Raw genomic sequence first — 18,748 nt, 5'->3', positions numbered from 1 at the left:
TGTTTTCAGGGGACCATATAGCCCCTGATCCCGGTAAAGATGATCTGCGCTGCAAGGGCGCAGACAAACAGGCCCATCAGGCGGCTGACGATCTGCAAACCCTGCTCACCGAGAATCCGTTCGATTCGGTTGGACAGGTAAAGCACCACGCCCACCGTCAGGCTGGCCAGGGCAATACTGACAATCGCCATCAGCTTGTCATCCCAGTGGGGCTGGCTGACGCCCATGACCAGCAACGCACCGATCGTGCCGGGCCCGACAGTGAGCGGGATGGTCAAGGGCACAATCGTCACGTCCTGCTGCACATTGTCTGTTTGCACCGCAGACTTGCCTTGGGCCATGCCCAGCGCCGAGATAAACAGCACGCTGCCGGCACCGATGCGGAATGCATCGACGGTGATGCCGAAGACGCTGAAGATCGTGCGCCCGAACAGGTACAGCAATACACTGGAGATCAGCGTGGCCAGGGCCACTTTCCAGGCCAGCCGGCGGCGTTCCTTGTTCGAGTAACCCCGGGTCAGGCTGATAAAGCACGACAGCACGAAAAACGGGCTGTAAAGCACCAGCATCTTCAAGTACACACTGAACAGCACATGGAGCATGGTCTGAGCTCACATCGATAGGGGGCGCCGAAAGTCTATCAGGGGGATTGGCTGTCTGTTAGGACAGTTGCGTACGGGATTGACGCAGCTCACGTTGTTCGACCCAAAACTCCACCAGTTCGCGCAGTTGCGACAGTTCCACGGGTTTGGACATATGCCCGTCCATACCGGCCTGCCGGGCGCGTTCCTTGTGTTCGGTAAGGATGTGGGCGGTCAGGGCGACAACCGGAGTTCGTACCCGCTGGTGGCTGACTTCCCAGGCGCGCAACTGCTCGGTGGCAGAAAACCCGTCGAGTACCGGCATCTCACAGTCCATCAGCACCAGGTCATAGCGCTGGGTCTTCATCGCCTTGAGCGCTTCGGCACCATTGCAGGCCGTGTCCGGGTTCAGGTTGAGCTTGCCCAGCATGCCGCGGATAACCTTGGTCGAGATATTGTTGTCTTCGGCCACCAGAATGCGGAAGTCGCCGGGCACGGAGACCGCAACGGCAGCGGGGCCATTGGCGGTGGTTTGTGCGGCGGCATGGCCTTTGTTGCGCTGGGTCAGTTCGTCCGCCAGGGTGGTCTTGAGGGTGTAGCCGGCCACCGGCTTGGCGAGGATGCGCTTGATCCCGCAGTTACGCGCAATGATCTTGCTAGGGGCATTACTGATACCGGTGAGCATGACCAGCAGGATGTCGTGATTGAGGCTCGGGTCTTCCTTGATCTTGGCGGCCAGTTGCATGCCGGTCATGCCGGGCATGTTCTGGTCCAGCAGGACGATGTCGAAGTAGTCTCGCAAGTGCGCCTTGGTGCGCAGCAAGGCCAGGGCTTCCTTGCCCGAGGCGGCGGCGCTGACATTCAAGCCCCAGGCGGAGCATTGCTGCACCAGCACTTTGCGGCAGGTGTCGTTGTCGTCCACCACCAGTACCCGCGCGCCTTTGAGCGGGCTGTCGAGGTCCGAGGTGGGGTGTTCCAGGTGTTGCGGGTCCAGGGGCAGGGTCAGCCACAGGTTGCTGCCGGTGGTTTGACCGGACTTTATGCCGAATTCGCCGCCCATCAGCATGATCAGCTGGCGGGCGATCACCAGCCCCAGGTGGCCGCCCAGGCGGGTGGCGGCAAGGAAGTTCTTGCTGTGCAGTTCGGCGTGCAACAGGGCGTCACGCTCCTGCTCATCCATCGGCTGGCCGGAGTCCTGGATCGCAATGCGCAAGCGTGGCGGGCCATTGCGCTCCTCAAGGGCCACGACGATCAGGATCTCACCCTCGTCGGTCTTTTTCAGGGAGCTTTCGAGCAGGCTGAGCAGGGTCTGGCGCAAGCGTGTGGGGTCGCCGCTGATCACCCGTGGCACTTGTGGCTGGATAAAGCTGATGAGTTCGACGTTCTGCTGTTCGGCCTTGGTGCGGAAGATGCTCAGGCAATCCTCGATCAGGGCATTGAGGTCGAACTGCACGTCATCCAGTTCGATCTGCCCTGACTCAAGCTTGGAGATGTCGAGGATTTCGTTGATCAGCGTCAGCAGCTCATTACCGGCGCTGTGGATGGTCTGTACGTAGTCGCGCTGCTTGACCGAAAGCGGTGTGCCCAGCAGCAGCTCGGTCATGCCCAGCACGCCGTTCATGGGGGTGCGGATTTCATGGCTGATCTTGGACAGGAACTCGGCCTTGGCATTGACTTCGGCCGTGCTGGCCGCCAGTTCGCGGCTGATGCTGAACTGGGCCTGGGTGATGCTGCGGTTGCGTTCGCTCAGGGCGAAGCTCATCAGCAAGCCGCTGATGCACACCACGCACATCAGCGCCAGCACCAGCTCCTGCGGTGCGATGAGGGTCAGGCCCAGCAGCGCCGGGAGAATCACCAGGGTGCCGATATTGAAAATCACCATCGCCATGGCAAACATGCGTGCCGGTTTGTAGCCCTTTTGCCAGTGGTAAACCGATACGGCCAGAATGCTGACACTTGCCAGTCCGACCAGGGCATAGGTAATGAGGTTTAGCGGCAGGTTGTCGATAAACAGCAGCAACAGGCCACCGAGGGCGATAATAAGAATGTCCAGCAGCAGCAGTTTGAGCAGCCGATGGGCACCGCGACTCGCGAAAAAACTATAGGTGAACATCAGCCCGCACGGGGCGGTCAGCAGCAGTGTCAGGTAGGCGCCCGGGGTTTGCAGGCTGTGCCACTGCCCCAGCCAGGGGTCGAGCAGGTTCAGGAACAACACTGAACTGGCCATGAGCAATGCTTCGCAGATCGCCAGCCACAGGCTGCTGGGTGAGCGGCTGAAGGCAAAGCGCACAATGTTGTGCAGCAACAGCATCGTCATGCAGCCCAGCAACAGGCCATAGAGCAGGGGCTTGCTCTGGCTGGCGGCCAGCATCACGGCAGTGTCGAGAGTAATGTGGGGGCGCAGCTGGTGGTCAGAGACCATGCGCAGGTAAACATCCAGCGGTTCGGCGCTTTGCGGCAGGGGCAGCAGGTAGTCACTGCTGGGCACCGGTTTGCGGTTGGTGGGCAATGCCGAGCCGGTGTTGATTTCGCTGATCAGTTTTTGATCATCGAATACATACATGTCCAGGCGCGCCAGGTCAGGGGCAAACAGCCGCAGGATCTGCTCGTGCTTGTCGGGTTGCAGGCGTACGCGCAGCCACAAGGCTTCGCCGGGTTCAGCAGCACCAATGCGGTCAAGGTCGACAGGGCTGAACTGGCTGGACAGGCGAGGGGAGCGTACATCGCTCAGTTGCAGGCTGGCCTGCGGGTCTGACAGAACAGACCAACCGGTCGCTGTAGCGGCTTGCGCAGGCATCATGCCAAGCACAGTGGCCAGTAGGGCGGCGGTAAAAGCTATGGCGATCCTGAGCCAGCGCACGGCGAAATCCCTTCATGGATTGAAGCTAGACGGTAACTATGCGCGGGCCTGGAACGGTTAGGCAAGGGCGCAGACGCCCCGCCTATCCGTATGGAGTGTTTACTCCTGAGGTTCACCACGTTCGCGAGCAATGGCACGGTAGCCGATATCGTTACGGTATAAGCAACCCTCCCACTCGATGGCCTTGGCCAGCTCGTAAGCCTTGTGCTGTGCCGCTTCTACGGTGTCGCCCATGGCGGTTGCGCACAACACGCGACCCCCCGAGGTCACCACCTCACCGGCTTGATTGAGTGCAGTGCCGGCATGGAACACTTTGCCTTCCAGCTTGGCGGCTGCGTCCAGACCCTGGATGACAGTACCTTTGGCGTAATCGCCAGGGTAGCCGCCGGCGGCAAGCACGATACCCAGGCTCGGGCGCGGATCCCATTGCGCTTCAACCTTGTCCAGCGCTTGAGCCAGAGCCGCTTCAACCAGCAGCACCAGGCTCGATTGCAGGCGCAGCATCACCGGTTGGGTTTCCGGATCGCCGAAGCGGCAGTTGAACTCGATCACTTTCGGGTTACCGGCCTTGTCGATCATCAGCCCTGCGTACAGGAAACCGGTGTAGACGTTGCCTTCTTCGGCCATGCCACGCACGGTTGGCCAGATGACCAGGTCCATGACGCGCTGATGAACGTCAGCGGTGACCACCGGGGCAGGGGAGTAAGCGCCCATGCCTCCGGTGTTCGGGCCGGTGTCGCCGTCGCCGACACGCTTGTGGTCCTGGCTGGTGGCCATCGGCAATACGTTCTTGCCGTCGACCATCACGATAAAGCTGGCTTCTTCGCCGTCGAGGAACTCTTCGATCACCACGCGCGAGCCGGCTTCGCCAAAGGCGTTGCCTGCGAGCATGTCACGCACGGCGTCTTCGGCTTCGGCCAGGGTCATGGCGACGATAACGCCTTTACCTGCGGCCAGGCCGTCAGCCTTGATCACGATCGGCGCGCCGACTTTCTGCAGGTAAGCCAGAGCCGGTTCGATTTCGGTGAAGTTCTGGTAGTCGGCGGTCGGGATCTTGTGACGCGCCAGGAAGTCTTTGGTGAAGGCCTTGGAGCCTTCCAGCTGGGCAGCGCCAGCGGTCGGGCCGAAGCAGTCCAGGCCACGGGAGCGGAACAGGTCAACCACACCGGCAACCAGCGGGACTTCCGGGCCCACGATGGTCAGGGAAACGTTTTTCTCGGCAAAATCTGCCAGTTGCTCAAGGGCCAGCACGTCGATGGCGACGTTCTCGCATTTGGCTTCAATGGCGGTGCCGGCGTTGCCCGGGGCAACGAATACTTTGGCGACACGTGGGTCCTGAGCTACTTTCCAGGCCAGTGCGTGTTCGCGGCCACCGCTGCCAATGATCAAAACATTCATTTCAAAAACCTCGGATGACGCTGAATTCTGATGAGCACCGCTGAGGTGCCTGAAGGCCGGGCTTTTGTGGGAGCCGGGCTTGCCCGCGATACAGGCACCTCGGTGTTTCAGGCACTACCGAGGTGTTGCTGTCGCAGGCAAGCCAGCTCCCACAAAAGCCGGTGCCTACATGGGATCGTGCTGTTAGTGACGGAAGTGGCGCATGCCGGTGAACACCATGGCAATGCCCGCTTCGTCAGCGGCTGCAATCACTTCGTTGTCACGCATCGAGCCGCCTGGCTGGATCACGGCAGTGATACCGGCTTTGGCTGCGTTGTCGATGCCGTCACGGAACGGGAAGAATGCGTCCGATGCCATGACCGCGCCCTGCACTTGCAGGCCGGCGTGTTCAGCCTTGATCGCAGCGATACGGGCCGAGTTTACGCGGCTCATCTGGCCTGCGCCGACACCGATGGTCTGACGACCCTTGGCGTAAACAATGGCGTTGGATTTTACGTACTTGGCCACTTTCCAGGCAAAGATCAGGTCGTTGATCTCTTGCTCGCTCGGGGCGCGCTTGGTCACGACTTTCAGGTCTTCGCTGCCGATCATCTCGATGTCGCGGCTCTGTACCAGCAAACCGCCGTTAACGCGTTTGAAGTCCCAGGCCGGGGCGCGATCTTCGCTCCACTGGCCGCAGGCCAGCAGGCGCACGTTGGCTTTGGCGGCCACGATGGCGCGAGCTTCTTCGCTCACGGACGGGGCGATGATCACTTCAACGAACTGACGCTCGACAATGGCCTTGGCCGTTTCGGCGTCCAGCTCACGGTTGAAAGCGATAATGCCGCCGAAAGCCGACTCGGTATCCGTGGCGTATGCCAGCTCGTAGGCCTGGCGAATGCCGCCTTCGGCGTCCGGGCTGACGGCAACGCCGCACGGGTTGGCGTGCTTGACGATGACGCATGCCGGTTTGACAAAGCTTTTTACACATTCCAGCGCGGCATCGGTATCGGCCACGTTGTTGAACGACAGTTCCTTGCCTTGCAGCTGGGTTGCAGTGGCAATGCTGACTTCGGTCGGCTTGGCTTCAACGTAGAACGCCGCTTTCTGGTGCGGGTTCTCGCCGTAGCGCATTTCCTGGGCCTTGATGAACTGGCTGTTGAAGGTGCGCGGGAACAGGCCGCGGTCTTCGGTGCTCAGTGTTTCAGCGGCCTGGTTCACGGTGCCCAGGTAGTTGGCGATCATGCCGTCGTAGGCGGCAGTGTGTTCGAAGGCCTTGAGCATCAGGTCGAAACGCTGCGCGTAGGTCAGGCCGCCGGCCTTGAGGTTTTCCAGAACATTGGCGTAGTCGCTGGCATTGACCACGATGGCCACGTCTTTGTGGTTTTTCGCTGCCGAGCGAACCATGGTCGGGCCACCGATATCGATGTTCTCGATGGCGGTCGGCAGGTCGCAACCTGGTTTGGAGATGGTGGCTTCGAACGGGTAGAGGTTGACCGCGACCAGGTCGATCGGCTTGATGCCGTGCTCGTTCATGATGTCGTCGTCGATGCCGCGACGGCCCAGGATGCCGCCGTGGATTTTCGGATGCAGGGTTTTCACCCGACCGTCCATCATTTCTGCAAAGCCGGTGTAGTCCGCGACTTCAACAGCGGCCACACCGTTGTCTTGCAGCAGCTTGAAGGTACCGCCAGTGGACAGGATCTCGACGCCGAGGGCTTCCAGTTCACGGGCGAAATCAAGGATTCCGGTTTTGTCGGAAACGCTGATTAGAGCGCGGCGGATCGGCAGGCGGGTAGTCTGATCGGTCATCTCGATTTCCATCAAAAGCAAAGGAGTCAGCAAAAAAGGCGGCCTGTTTTATCAGGACGCCTTTCAGGTTTGATTGAATGCTTACAGCAGATCGTACTGTTTGAGCTTTTTGCGCAAGGTGCCGCGATTGAGGCCCAGCAGCTCGGAGGCCTTGGTCTGGTTGCCCTTGACGTAGTTCATGACGCACTCGAGAAGGGGAGCCTCGACTTCGGAAAGTACCAGGTTGTAGACGTCCGTGACTTCAGCGCCCTCCAGATGGGCGAAATAATTGTGCAGCGCCTTCTCGACACTCCCGCGAAGGGTCTGGCCTTCTTCGCTCGGTGTATTGAGGTGCTGTTTCAAGTTGACGTTGTCGCTCACGGGCGTTGTTCCACTCACTAATGTCTCGGTCATCATCGTCATGCGGCCACCCATCCTTCGTCCCCTGTCACCAGGCTCTTGTGTCGTTCGGCGAAAAACGCCTGAACGTTGGCGCATTGTGCTTCCGTATCTTCCAAACGATTGAAGTGGGCGCGAAACTCCTTGGCGCCCGGCAAGGTTGCCAGATACCACCCGACATGCTTACGGGCGATACGTACGCCCAGCACCTCCCCATAGAAGGTGTGCAATGCAGCCAGGTGCTCTAGCAGAATACGTTCCACTTCGATCATCTCCGGTGCCGGCAGCAGTTGCCCGGTACGCAGAAAGTGATCGACTTCGCGGAAAATCCAGGGCCGCCCCTGGGCCGCCCTGCCAATCAACAGTCCGTCAGCCCCGGTCGCGTTCAGCACGTGCAGGGCCTTTTGGGGTGAATCGATATCGCCGTTGGCAAACACCGGTATCGACACGGCCTGCTTGATCGCGGCAATGGTGTCGTACTCGGCATCACCGGTGTACAGGTCGGCACGGGTTCTGCCGTGCACCGCCAGTGCGCTGATCCCGGCTTGTTCGGCGATCTTTGCCACCGTGATGCCGTTCTTGTTGTCCCGGTCCCAACCGGTGCGGATCTTCAGGGTAACCGGCACATCAACCGCAGCCACGACGGCCTGCAGGATCTCGTTTACCAGTGCTTCGTCTTTCAGCAACGCGGAGCCGGCGGCCTTGTTGCAGACCTTCTTTGCCGGGCAACCCATGTTGATATCAATAATCTGTGCGCCCAGCTCCACATTGGCTCTGGCGGCGTCTGCCAGCATTTGCGCATCACCGCCGGCGATCTGTACCGAGCGTGGCTCGGGATCACCGTCGTGAATCATGCGCAGGCGCGATTTGCGACTGTTCCAGAGACTCATGTCACTGGTGACCATTTCCGAAACAACCAGGCCTGCACCCATGCGTCGGCAAAGCTGACGAAAGGGCTGGTCGGTGACACCCGCCATGGGGGCGAGAATCAAACCGTTGTTCAATGTATATGGGCCGATGCGTACCGCCGACATAGGACTTCCCTGTTGTGGGGCCGGATCTTGGGAGTTCGAAAAAGGGTTGGCATGATACCCGCTCTCGATGACTGGTTAAAGCTGCAATTGAGTGAATTTTGAACAATAAGCAGCAAGTTTCAAGGGTCAAGCGGCAAGCCGGTGCGCTTTAAACGTGTCGGTTACAGCTTAAAGCTAGCAACTTGTGCGAAACCCGCTCATTCGGGCGAGTGAAAACTCAGGCTGTAGTTCACGGCCTTGGGGCCCGGGTCGAGGATGTCCAGAGCAATGTGGATAGGGGTTTGCGGTGGCATTTCGGCTTTGGCCAAGTCACCGCTGAGGTATTCGCCAGGTTTAAACCGACGACTGGCGATCATTTTGCCGTTGAGATCGGCAAATCGCAGTTCCAGCAGCGGGAAGGGCTGAGAGAACGGTGCGCGATTGTAGAGGATTGCATCCACCACCAGCGCACCGGCGAATTCCGGATGACTGCGTACCACCAGATTGCTGCTCTTGATCCGGTCGATATCGACCTTGGAGGGCACCGTACAGCCGATCTGCGGGCACAGCTGCTGGAAGATCGGGCGGTACTGGTCCTGGCGTGCCAGTTCGTCGAAGTGGTTGGCAATGTACTGCCCGGCCAGTGCGGCTGCGGCCAGGAGTACCAGCAAGCTCCAGAGCAGGCGTTTGCCCCAGGGCGTACGGCGTTTTTGCCAGTCCAGCTGCAGCGGATCGTCCACCAGATCCATCAGCGGGTCTTCGCCCATGGCCGGTTCATTGCGTTTGCGTCTGTCCTTGCTGACAGGCGCAGGCTCAGGGCGTGCGTCGTCCTCGTCCTCGGTGGCAGACAGTCGTTCGCCTGTCAGCGGCGGTTCGAGGTCGTCGTCCAGGGAAAGCTGAAGCGGCGGGGTATCGTCGGGTTCATCGAGGTCCAGTGACAATGACGGCTCGGTGCGTCCGGTTTGCGCAATCTCGGCGGCTTGCCCGGCAACCTTGGCGGATTCGGCGCGGTCTGCCGCAGATTCGCTGAACAGGCTGTCTGACCACTCACCTTCTTCTGCGTCAGAGGTTTCGCGACGAGCGCTTAGCGACGTGGTTTTGGGCTTGTGCGGTTGGCCAAAGCTTTTGCTGGGCTGGATTTCACGCTCTTCGAGCTTGGCCAGTTCTTCGTCCAGATCCAGATGGTCGAGATCGATCGTGCTGGTCTGCCACGGTGCCGGGTTGACCGGCACGGTTGGGGCAGGTACTTCGACAGGGGCAGGTTCGATCACTTCGGGCGCGGCGACGACGGGCATCTCCACGGCGGGCGGCTGCCCTGCTTCAGTGCTCTGGTTCAGCAGCTGCTGCGCGGCATTGAACACTTGCAGGCAGGCGCCACAGCGCACCACACCGCGCGCCATGCCCAATTGGGCGTGGCTGACGCGAAAACTGGTCTGGCAATGTGGGCACTGGGTAACGAAGCTATCGCTCATGCGGCCATCCGGATTGGGCATGGTTTCATTCTAGCGCCGACGGCCGCTGATGCGCACCCAGCCATCGCGATTGGCAATCGGGTCCAGATCGAAGTCCTGGGCGTAAGCGGCGGCCACTTCTTCGCCCTGTTCGGCGAGGATGCCCGACAGTGCCAGGCGACCACCCGGTTTGACCAGGCTCGACAGTTGCGGGGCCAAAGCAACCAGTGGGCCGGCGAGGATGTTGGCGACCACGACTTCGGCCTGCACTTGTGGCATGTCTTGCGGCAGGTACAGCGGGAACAGGGCCGGGTCGATGCCGTTGCGGTTGGCGTTGTCGCGTGAGGCTTCCAGCGCCTGCACGTCGATATCGGTGCCGACGGCTTCCTTGGCTCCCAGCAACAGGGCTGCGATGGCGAGGATGCCCGAGCCGCAGCCGAAGTCCAGTACGTTGCAGTCTTTCAGGTCTTGACCGTCCAGCCATTCCAGGCACAGGGCGGTGGTCGGGTGGGTGCCGGTGCCGAAAGCCAGGCCCGGATCGAGCAGCAGGTTGACGGCATCCGGCTCGGGAGCCGCGTGCCAGCTTGGCACGATCCACAGGCGCTGGCCAAAACGCATCGGGTGGAAATTGTCCATCCAGCTGCGTTCCCAGTCCTGGTCTTCGATCACTTCGGCGTGATGCTCAGGCAGTGGCGAACCGGTCAGCAGTTCCAGATGGGAGAGTACGAGTTCGGCTTCGGTGCCGCCTTCGAACAGTGCCAGCAAATGGGTGTGCGACCACAGCGGGGTGGTGTTGAGCTCAGGTTCGAAGATCGGTTGGTCTTCGGCGTCCATGAACGTAACCGAAACGGCACCGACTTCGAGGAACGCGTCTTCGTAGGTTTCGGCTTGTTCCGGGCTGATGGCGAGGCGTACTTGCAGCCAAGGCATGGCGGGCACCTTTGAAAAATTGGAGTGTGCAGCCGGTCGGGCCGCGAGAAGCGCGCAAGTTTACGCGAGCGTAGGCATGGGGGGTAATCAAAAAACGATGAATGCAACGGATCCCTGGTGGGAGCGGGCTTGCTCGCGATACAGGCGACCTGGTCTGGCAGGTTGGCCCGTGTGAGGTCATCGCGAGCAAGCCCGCTCCCACAAGGGCAGTTACCTGCCTTGCAGAAACAACAAAGCCGCTCGAAAGCGGCTTTGTTGATCAGAATACAAACTTACTGGTTAGCCAGTTTGTGTTCCAGGTAGTGAATGTTGACGCCGCCTTTGCAGAAGCCTTCGTCATTCACCAGATCACGGTGCAACGGGATGTTGGTTTTGATCCCGTCGACCACGATTTCGTCCAGGGCATTGCGCATGCGCGCCATGGCTTCGTCACGGGTCGAGCCCCAGGTGATCAGCTTGCCGATCAGGGAGTCGTAGTTGGACGGAACCTTGTAGCCGCTGTACAGGTGCGAATCGACGCGAACGCCGTTGCCGCCCGGAGCGTGGAAGTGCTTGACCATGCCAGGGCTCGGCATGAACGTCGCCGGGTCTTCCGCGTTGATCCGGCACTCCAGCGAGTGACCGTGAATGTTCACGTCAGCCTGGGTGAAGGACAGCTTGTTGCCGGCTGCGATGCTCAACATCTCTTTGAGGATGTCGATGCCAGTGACCATTTCGGACACCGGGTGCTCTACTTGCACACGAGTGTTCATCTCGATGAAGTAGAAACGACCGTTCTCGTACAGGAACTCGAAAGTACCCGCGCCGCGGTAGTTGATGTCTACACAGGCCTGTACGCAACGTGCCAGAACTTCGGCGCGTGCGGTTTCGTCGATGCCCGGTGCCGGAGCTTCTTCCAGCACTTTCTGGTGACGACGTTGCAGCGAGCAATCGCGGTCGCCCAGGTGGATGGCATTGCCCTGGCCGTCGGAAATGACCTGAACTTCCACGTGACGCGGATTGGTCAGGTATTTCTCGAGATAGACCATCGGGTTGCTGAACCAGGCGCCGGCTTCTTCGCGGGTCTGCTTGGCAGCTTCGATCAGGTCTTCTTCACGGTGCACAACGCGCATGCCGCGACCACCACCGCCGCCAGCGGCCTTGATGATTACCGGATAGCCGACTTCACGGCCAATGCGCAATGCGGTTTCAGGGTCTTCCGGCAGCGGGCCGTCAGAACCTGGAACGGTCGGAACGCCTGCTGCGATCATGGCGTGCTTGGCCGATACCTTGTCGCCCATCAGGCGAATGGTGTCGGCTTTCGGGCCGATGAAGGCAAAACCGGATTTCTCGACCTGTTCGGCGAAGTCGGCGTTTTCAGCCAAAAAGCCGTAGCCCGGGTGAATCGCCGTGGCACCGGTCACTTCCGCGGCCGCGATGATGGCCGGAATGTGCAGGTAAGACAGGTTGGCCGGTGCCGGACCGATGCAGACGGTTTCGTCTGCCAGGCCCAGGTGCATCAGCTCTTTGTCGGCAGTGGAGTACACCGCGACAGTCTTGATCCCCATTTCCTTGCACGCCCGCAGGATGCGCAAAGCAATCTCGCCACGGTTGGCGATCAGGACTTTTTCCAGCTTCTGAGGCTTCAACATCGTTGGCTCCCCGTGGTTCAAACGATGGTGAACAGCGGTTGGTCGAATTCAACCGGCTGACCGTTTTCTACCAGGATGGATTCGATAACACCGGCTTTTTCGGCGGTGATGTGGTTCATCATTTTCATCGCTTCCACGATGCAAATGGTGTCGCCGACCTTGACGGTCTGGCCCACTTCAACGAAAGCAGGCGAGGTAGGCGCCGGGGTGCGGTAGAAGGTACCGACCATTGGCGACTTGACCACAAAACCGTTCAGTTTCGGTGCAGCAGGCGCTTCGGTCACGGTGGCAACCGGGGCAACAGCCACTGGCGCTGCAGCAGGCGCTTGCATTGGGGCTGGCGCGTAGTACTGCTGGGCAGGTGTCTTGCTGTGACGGCTGATACGTACGGACTCTTCGCCTTCTTTGATTTCCAGCTCGTCGATGCCGGACTCTTCCAGCAGCTCGATCAGTTTCTTAACTTTACGGATATCCATGAATCGTCAACTCCCAATGGGTCGGTCAGGGGCGTTTAGCTTGTAGTTCAAGCTGTTCCAGGGCGGCCTCCAAGGCCAGTCGATAACCGCTGGCGCCAAGGCCGCAGATCACACCTACCGCAACGTCGGAGAAGTAGGAGTGATGGCGGAAAGGTTCGCGTTTGTGCACGTTAGACAAATGCACTTCGATGAATGGGATGCTCACCGCCAGCAGCGCGTCACGTAATGCCACGCTGGTGTGGGTAAAAGCCGCCGGGTTGATCAGAATAAAATCCACCCCTTCGTTGCGGGCAGCGTGTACGCGGTCGATCAATTCATACTCGGCGTTGCTTTGCAGGTAGAGCAAATGGTGGCCGGCATCACGGGCCCTTTGTTCCAGATCCTGATTGATTTGCGCCAGGGTGGTAGCGCCGTAGACGCCCGGCTCGCGGGTGCCGAGCAGGTTCAGGTTGGGGCCGTGTAGTACCAGGAAAGTCGCCATCTGCTGTTCCTTATTATCTGTGTGCAGTTGTCAGTGCCGGGCGACTATGCCGAAAAGCGGATTCGCTGTCCAGTTAACTGCAATAGCCAGCACGATGACCGATGTTCGCGAAAAGTTTGTGACTGAGGCTCTAGATCTGGTCATTCGCGATCGCAACACGTTCGGCGAAGTCCGCGGCATTGATCTCGCCGATGACCCGTTGGTCACTTATTTCGGCTCCCTCCTTGCCGAAGAACATCAGTGCCGGAGGGCCGAACAATTTGTAGTGATCGAGCAGGGCGCGTTGTTCGGCATTGCTGGCAGTCATATCGAAACGCACCAGTCGGTAACCCTTGAGCAGATCCAGCACCCTGGGGTTATTCAGCACCTCATGTTCGATCACTTTGCAACTGATGCACCAGTCGGCGTACCAGTCCAGCAACAGTGGTTGCCCAGCGGCTTTGGCCTGGGCCAGTGCGCTGTCCAGTTCGGCCGGGGTGCTGACAGTGAGCCATTGGCCTGCTGGTACTGCAGAACCATTTGCGGCGCTGGCAACCGGTTGGGAATGGCCGATGGGGTTGAGCGGATCGCTCTGACCGCTCAGGGCGCCAAACCAGCAGGCCAGGGCATAGACCAGTAAAAACAGGCCCAGCAGTTGAGCCAGACGCTGGCGCGGGGCTTTGCTGGTGAACTCGAGGGTGCCAAGGAACAAACTGACACCCGCCGCCAGCGCGCCGATCAGCAGCAGCGTGACCGGCCCGGGCAGCACGCGGCTGAGCAGGCCGATTGCCAGGCCGAGCAGCAGTACGCCAATCGCGTTTTTCACACTGACCAGCCACGGTCCGCTTTTTGGCAGCCAGGCCGCACCACCGGTTGCGACCAACAGCAACGGTGCGCCCATCCCCAGGCCCAGAGCGAACAGCTTCAAGCCGCCACCCAGCGCATCGCCACTGGCGCTGATGTACAGCAGCGCCCCGGCCAGCGGCGCCGATACACAAGGAGAAACCAGCAGGCTGGAGACCACGCCCAGCACCGCCGCGCCCCACAGCGAGCCACCCTGGGTGCGATTGGCGACACGGTCGAGGCGATTGCTGATGGCTTGCGGCAGTTTCAGTTCAAATACACCGAACATGGCGAGGGCGAAAATGGCGAAGAACAGCGCGAAAGGCACCAGCACCCACACCGATTGCAAACGTGCCTGCAAATTGAGTTGCGCACCGAACATGCCCATCAAGGCGCCCAGCAGGGCAAAGCAGGCCGCCATCGGCAGCACGTAGGCCAGCGACAGGCTGAAACCGCGCAGCCCGCCCACCTGGCCGCGCAACACCACGCCCGACAGAATCGGCAGCATCGGCAGTACGCAGGGAGTAAATGTCAGGCCCAGGCCGGCCAGGAAAAACAGCGCCAGTTCGCGCCAGTTCCACGCGGTTGCCGGTTCGCCGGTGCTGGTGGCTGTGCCGCCATCGATGCTCAGGCGCTCGGTTTCCGGCGGGTAGCACAGGCCCTTGTCGGCACAGCCCTGGTAGGTGACCACCAGGGTGAAGGGGCGCTGGTCTTTGGCCGGGCGCGGGATATCGACGTCAAGAATGCCGTGATAGACCTCGACATCGCCAAAGTACTCATCGTGTTTGGCTTCGCCGGGGGGCAGTTGCGCGGTGCCCAGGGCGATATCGGCGGGTTCGGTCTTGAAGGCGAACTTGTGCCGGTACAGGTAATAGCCTTCGGTGGGCACGAAGCGCAGCTTGATCGACTCGGGTGTGCTGCTGATGAGGTTGAGCTTGAAGGCTTCGCGTACTGGCAGAAAGTCGCTGCTGTTGTTGATGGCGCCCAGGGTTGCGCTGGGGCGGTTATCCAGCAAGCCCGCGCCCATGGCAGGCACGGCAAACAGCAGACACAGGAGCAAAAGCAGGCGGCGCATAGGAATCTCGCAAATCAAACGTGCGGGCATGATAGCGCGGTTGACCGCGCAAAAAACCCGTAGCAGCTGACGAGGAACGCAGCCTCGTTCCTTCGGCAGCTGTTACAAATCTGGCCGGTGGGGTTACAGCCGGAAGGCCTGTACCGCGGTGTTGAGCTGCGAGCCCAGTTCGAGCAATTGCTGGCTTTGGTCGCGGGCAATGCCGATGCGTTGCAGGTTTTCGTCCCCCAGTACGTGAATCCGTTCACTGTGATCGCGGATCTCGCCGACCGCCCCCGTCTGCTGCGCGGTAACGTCGGCGATGCGCACGGCGGTATCGGAGATGGTGGCAATCGCCCCGACAATTTCATCCAGTGCACCATCTGCGTCCTGGGCTTGCTGGGCGGTGGCCCGGGCGTGGGTCACTTGTGCGCGGATGCCCTCAACCGATTGGCGGGCGGCCAGTTGCAGGCCGCCAATCAGGGTCTGGATTTCGTTGGTCGCGCCTGCGGTGCGCTGTGCCAGCGAGCGCACTTCTTCCGCGACCACGGCAAAGCCGCGGCCCATTTCACCGGCGCGGGCCGCTTCGATAGCGGCATTCAGGGCCAGCAGGTTGGTCTGGTCGGCAATCGATCGAATCACCGTCAACACGCCACCGATGGTGGCCGACTCTTCGGCCAGGCGTTCGATGGTTTGCGCGTTACCTTGTACTTCACCGACCAGGGCATGCAGCCCGGTCAGGCTCTGGCCAATCACCCGTTGCCCCTGGGCCACCGCAAGGCCGGCACTGCGGCTGGCATCGGCAGCCTGGCTGGCGTCGCCCGCCACCTGGGAAATGGTGGCCTCCAGCTCACCCAGCGCGTCGCGGATTTGTGCGCTATCGCCGGCCTGGCGCTCGGCGCCGCTATGCAGTCCGGAGCTCAGCTCGGCCAGGGTCCGGCTGCTGCCGGCCACTTGCTCGGCATTCAGGCGCAAGGTGCCCACCAGGTTCACCAGATAGCTGCGCAGGCGGTTTAGTGACGCCTCGATATCACGCAATTCCCGGTTGGTTTTACCCAATTGAATGTCGCGGCTGAAATCACCTTCGGCCCAGGTCGACAGCAGCGGTGCAAGGTAGGTCAGTACCCGCGCCAGTTTGCGCTGCAAGGTGTCGATCAGGAGTGCGATCAACAGGATAAGGCCAATCATCAGGCCCTGGATCAGCCGCACTTCATTCTGGATTTGCCCGTGTTCGGCGCGCACAACGGGCTCCAGCCCGGCAATGGCCTGCTGTACAGCGTTGAGCTTGAGGTGGGTGGCGGCGCTGAGCTGGCTGCGTTGTTCGATCTGGTCCCGGGTGCGCTTGAGTTCTGCGGGGTAGCGGCTTAGCAGGCTGTTAAGTTCGCGCTTGAGAGCAATTCCTGCATCTTCGGCTTGGGTTGTTTCGGTGGGATCAAGGCCCATCATCGCGGCAAAATCATCGGTGCCCGAGGCACTTTTACTGCTCACGCCCAGCAGGGGCAGGGCGTCGATTTGCCTGGCCTGGAGCTCAATGCTGTCCAGCTCACGTTCCACATCGCCGGCCAGTTCACTGCGTCCGCTACTGACCAGTTTTTCGCGGGCGAGGGACAGCTTGGCCAGGTGTTGCGAGGCAGTAAACAGCAGGGGCAGATAAGCGCGGGCCTCGTTGGAAGTGGCGTCACTGGCATATTGGCCGAGTTGTTCCAGGCCGGCGCTCAGCTCGCGTTCGGCCTGTAGCAGTAAGGCCTGGGGGTCGCCGGCCAGTTTGCCAGCGGCCAGCAGTTCGGAATTGCTGTAGGTGCTGAGGTTTTCCAGGCTGGGGCGCAGTGCATCGGCCAGTGCGGGCGGCAAAGGAGTGAGTTCGCTTTTGAGAGTGTCGAGGGCGCTGTTGGCATCACTAAGGCGCAGGGCGTCACCGCTGGCCAGGTAGTCCTCGATATTGCGTGCCACTGTGTTGTGGAACTGCTGCGAAAGGCTCAAGTAGCGTTCCATCAGCAAAAATGGGCGTTCCAGGGCCTGTTGTGACCACCACAAGGTTGCACCCAGCGCGAGGCACACGGCGACCAGCAATAGCGTGTTGAGGTTGGTTAGCAGCTTGAGGCGCATGTGGGATTTTGCCTACTACACAGTCAGAAGCGGCAAAAGTTATTGCACTTAAGTTACAGCGTTGTGACGAAAACTCGGGATCAGGGACAAATAGTGGCAATTGGCCTTGTCTGGTGAAAGGGTTGTACCTGATTGCGCCCATTGTTCTTGGCGCGGTACAGCGCCTCATCGGCCTGGGAGGCCATTTGCAGGCTGTCGGCTTCGCCCTGCATCTGCACCACGCCTGCGCTGAAGGAGCACGACAGGTCTGCGGGCTGGGCCGGGTAGTGGATTTCGGCAAAGCGCTGGCGAATCTGATTGAGTACCTTATAGGCCGACTCTTGATCGGTGTCAGGCATCACAATCGCGAATTCCTCGCCGCCGTAGCGGCCAATAAAGTCGCTTTTGCGCAGGCGCTGCTTGAGAAACAGCGCCAGGCTCTTGATCACCCGGTCGCCCATGGGGTGGCCGTAGCCATCGTTGACGTGCTTGAAGTGATCGAGGTCGAGCATGGCAAAGCTCAAGGGGCGGTTCTCGCGGCGGGCGCGAAAGGTGCAGTCTTCGAGCAGTTGCAGGATATGGGTGTGGTTGTACAACCCGGTCAGGCTGTCGCGCACCATCCGCGCCTTGAGATGGCGGGCGCGCACGGCACGGTTGCGTACGGTGGTGATCAGATGGCGCGGCTGGATTGGCTTGGTCAGGAAGTCATCGCCGCCCTCGCTCATGGCATCAAGCTGCTTGTCCATATCGTCTTCGGCCGACAGATAAATGATTGGCACGCTGACGTAGCGGTCGTTGTGGCGGATGACCTTGGCCAGCTCGGTGCCGGTACAGGAGGGCATGTACATGTCGAGGATGATCAGGTCTGGCTGGAAGTCTGCCAGCTCGGCCATCGCCTGGATCGGATCGATCAGGGTGCGGGTAACAATGCCTGCGCTGTTGAGCAGGCGCTCGGTGTGCAGCGCCTGGGCCCGGGAGTCGTCAATGATCAGCACTTTGTAGGGCTCATATTGGGCGACACAGGTCAGCACCTCGATTTTCTCCATCAGGCTGGAGGCTTCCAGGGTGCCGGTCAAAAACGCCTGCCCGCCTGCGCGCACCGCTGCAAGGCGGGTCGGGGTGTCGGTTTCATGCAGGCTGAAAAACAGCAGCGGCAATTTTTGCTCAAGACCGGTCTGGGCCTGGGCGGCCAGTTCAAGGCCAAAACCGGGGCTGGCAAAGTCCACGTCCATCACAATGGCGGCCGGATGACGCTCGGCCATGGCCTGACGAAATGCTGCCGGGCTGCTGATCGCCTGGGCGCTGAGCTCGAAAAACTCCAGCTGCCTGGCTAGTCGGTCGGCGCGCGGCAGGTCTTGCAGCAGGATATACACCGGCTTGCGCAGCGGTGGCAGGTTGATATTTCCCATCAAGTCGCCCTGACGCAGGCCGGTGCGTGACAGGCGCTGCATAAGGCGATTGAGTTCGGTGATGATCGAGCTGCTCAGGCGGCTCTGGTTGGCGGCCATGTCCTGCAGCGCCAGGCCGATGGCCCGCGCCAGCGCGGTATGCTCCGGTTGCTCGAAGCGCTCGGCAAAGCGCAGCAGGCGCAAATTGGCGTCGTCGAGCTCGGCCAGGCCGGCAGGCGACCACTCATTGGCCTGCAGACGTTGCCAGATCTCAAGGATCTGGCGGGCCTGGTGGGTGACACGCTGGGCAAAGTGGTTTTTCAGACGCTCGCGACTGGGATCTTCTTGCTCGGTCATAACCTGGCTGCTGGGTAGGGAGGCATGCTGAAATCGAATGATGGCTCTATGC

The 18,748-nt window shown here is 60.6% G+C and carries 14 protein-coding genes; all 14 read right to left on the bottom strand.

Going from position 1 to position 18,748, the window contains the following annotated elements; genetic code table 11:
• Positions 1 to 5: 5 nt before the first annotated feature.
• The 14 genes from PPTH39_RS17725 to PPTH39_RS17660 all read right to left on the bottom strand — a co-directional run bounded on the left by PPTH39_RS17725 (position 6) and on the right by PPTH39_RS17660 (position 18,696).
• The gene (locus PPTH39_RS17725) at positions 6 to 602 is read right to left on the bottom strand and encodes a MarC family protein (RefSeq protein WP_095001023.1); all 597 of its coding nucleotides are present in this window, start codon (positions 600 to 602) and stop codon (positions 6 to 8) included.
• 58 nt (positions 603 to 660) lie between these two features.
• Positions 661 to 3,441, bottom strand: coding sequence for a hybrid sensor histidine kinase/response regulator (locus PPTH39_RS17720; protein WP_130872263.1), 2,781 nt, complete (start codon positions 3,439 to 3,441; stop codon positions 661 to 663).
• A gap of 99 nt (positions 3,442 to 3,540) precedes the next feature.
• Positions 3,541 to 4,839, bottom strand: a complete 1,299-nt coding sequence (purD, locus tag PPTH39_RS17715; RefSeq protein ID WP_130872262.1) for a phosphoribosylamine--glycine ligase — start codon at positions 4,837 to 4,839, stop codon at positions 3,541 to 3,543.
• Positions 4,840 to 5,022: 183 nt separating this feature from the next.
• Positions 5,023 to 6,630, bottom strand: a complete 1,608-nt coding sequence (purH, locus tag PPTH39_RS17710; protein WP_095019746.1) for a bifunctional phosphoribosylaminoimidazolecarboxamide formyltransferase/IMP cyclohydrolase — start codon at positions 6,628 to 6,630, stop codon at positions 5,023 to 5,025.
• An 81-nt stretch (positions 6,631 to 6,711) separates the two neighbouring features.
• The gene (gene fis, locus PPTH39_RS17705; protein WP_003439210.1) at positions 6,712 to 7,032 is read right to left on the bottom strand and encodes a DNA-binding transcriptional regulator Fis; all 321 of its coding nucleotides are present in this window, start codon (positions 7,030 to 7,032) and stop codon (positions 6,712 to 6,714) included.
• On the bottom strand, positions 7,029 to 8,042 hold the full coding sequence (gene dusB / locus PPTH39_RS17700; RefSeq protein WP_095001027.1) for a tRNA dihydrouridine synthase DusB: 1,014 nt from the start codon (positions 8,040 to 8,042) through the stop codon (positions 7,029 to 7,031). Before dusB ends, fis begins: the two co-directional genes overlap by 4 nt.
• Before the next feature lie 197 nt (positions 8,043 to 8,239).
• Positions 8,240 to 9,493 carry a DUF3426 domain-containing protein gene (locus PPTH39_RS17695; protein ID WP_130872261.1) on the bottom strand — a complete coding sequence of 418 codons (1,254 nt, stop codon included), beginning with the start codon at positions 9,491 to 9,493 and terminating at the stop codon, positions 8,240 to 8,242.
• 30 nt (positions 9,494 to 9,523) lie between these two features.
• Positions 9,524 to 10,402: a 50S ribosomal protein L11 methyltransferase gene (gene prmA / locus PPTH39_RS17690; protein ID WP_130872260.1), complete on the bottom strand. Its 879-nt coding sequence runs from the start codon at positions 10,400 to 10,402 to the stop codon at positions 9,524 to 9,526.
• Positions 10,403 to 10,674: 272 nt separating this feature from the next.
• Positions 10,675 to 12,033, bottom strand: a complete 1,359-nt coding sequence (gene accC / locus PPTH39_RS17685; protein ID WP_095001029.1) for an acetyl-CoA carboxylase biotin carboxylase subunit — start codon at positions 12,031 to 12,033, stop codon at positions 10,675 to 10,677.
• Between the two features lie 17 nt (positions 12,034 to 12,050).
• Positions 12,051 to 12,509, bottom strand: a complete 459-nt coding sequence (gene accB / locus PPTH39_RS17680) for an acetyl-CoA carboxylase biotin carboxyl carrier protein (protein ID WP_095001030.1) — start codon at positions 12,507 to 12,509, stop codon at positions 12,051 to 12,053.
• A 25-nt stretch (positions 12,510 to 12,534) separates the two neighbouring features.
• Positions 12,535 to 12,990, bottom strand: a complete 456-nt coding sequence (gene aroQ, locus PPTH39_RS17675; RefSeq protein WP_048360251.1) for a type II 3-dehydroquinate dehydratase — start codon at positions 12,988 to 12,990, stop codon at positions 12,535 to 12,537.
• Positions 12,991 to 13,120: 130 nt separating this feature from the next.
• Positions 13,121 to 14,887, bottom strand: a complete 1,767-nt coding sequence (locus PPTH39_RS17670) for a protein-disulfide reductase DsbD (protein WP_095027258.1) — start codon at positions 14,885 to 14,887, stop codon at positions 13,121 to 13,123.
• Positions 14,888 to 15,010: 123 nt separating this feature from the next.
• Entirely contained in the window at positions 15,011 to 16,054 is a 1,044-nt protein-coding gene (locus PPTH39_RS23885; RefSeq protein ID WP_416068818.1) for a methyl-accepting chemotaxis protein, read from the bottom strand.
• A gap of 998 nt (positions 16,055 to 17,052) precedes the next feature.
• On the bottom strand, positions 17,053 to 18,696 hold the full coding sequence (locus tag PPTH39_RS17660; RefSeq protein WP_130872258.1) for a response regulator: 1,644 nt from the start codon (positions 18,694 to 18,696) through the stop codon (positions 17,053 to 17,055).
• Between the last annotated feature and the right edge of the window lie 52 nt (positions 18,697 to 18,748).

Source organism: Pseudomonas bubulae (assembly GCF_900618535.1).
Taxonomy (GTDB): domain Bacteria; phylum Pseudomonadota; class Gammaproteobacteria; order Pseudomonadales; family Pseudomonadaceae; genus Aquipseudomonas; species Aquipseudomonas bubulae.
The sequence above is the reverse complement of the archived record's forward strand: the minus strand, read 5'-3'. Positions and strand labels throughout refer to the sequence as shown.

Bases quoted from the DNA above. Each gene is read 5' to 3' on its own strand.
- dusB (WP_095001027.1), bottom strand. From the start codon at position 8,042: ATGTCGGCGGTACGCATCGGCCCATATACATTGAACAACGGTTTGATT.
- aroQ (WP_048360251.1), bottom strand. From the start codon at position 12,990: ATGGCGACTTTCCTGGTACTACACGGCCCCAACCTGAACCTGCTCGGC.
- purH (WP_095019746.1), bottom strand. From the start codon at position 6,630: ATGACCGATCAGACTACCCGCCTGCCGATCCGCCGCGCTCTAATCAGC.
- prmA (WP_130872260.1), bottom strand. From the start codon at position 10,402: ATGCCTTGGCTGCAAGTACGCCTCGCCATCAGCCCGGAACAAGCCGAA.
- fis (WP_003439210.1), bottom strand. From the start codon at position 7,032: ATGACGATGATGACCGAGACATTAGTGAGTGGAACAACGCCCGTGAGC.
- PPTH39_RS17660 (WP_130872258.1), bottom strand. From the start codon at position 18,696: ATGACCGAGCAAGAAGATCCCAGTCGCGAGCGTCTGAAAAACCACTTT.
- accC (WP_095001029.1), bottom strand. From the start codon at position 12,033: ATGTTGAAGCCTCAGAAGCTGGAAAAAGTCCTGATCGCCAACCGTGGC.
- PPTH39_RS17695 (WP_130872261.1), bottom strand. From the start codon at position 9,493: ATGAGCGATAGCTTCGTTACCCAGTGCCCACATTGCCAGACCAGTTTT.
- PPTH39_RS17725 (WP_095001023.1), bottom strand. From the start codon at position 602: ATGCTCCATGTGCTGTTCAGTGTGTACTTGAAGATGCTGGTGCTTTAC.
- purD (WP_130872262.1), bottom strand. From the start codon at position 4,839: ATGAATGTTTTGATCATTGGCAGCGGTGGCCGCGAACACGCACTGGCC.
- PPTH39_RS23885 (WP_416068818.1), bottom strand. From the start codon at position 16,054: ATGATTGGCCTTATCCTGTTGATCGCACTCCTGATCGACACCTTGCAG.
- accB (WP_095001030.1), bottom strand. From the start codon at position 12,509: ATGGATATCCGTAAAGTTAAGAAACTGATCGAGCTGCTGGAAGAGTCC.
- PPTH39_RS17670 (WP_095027258.1), bottom strand. From the start codon at position 14,887: ATGCGCCGCCTGCTTTTGCTCCTGTGTCTGCTGTTTGCCGTGCCTGCC.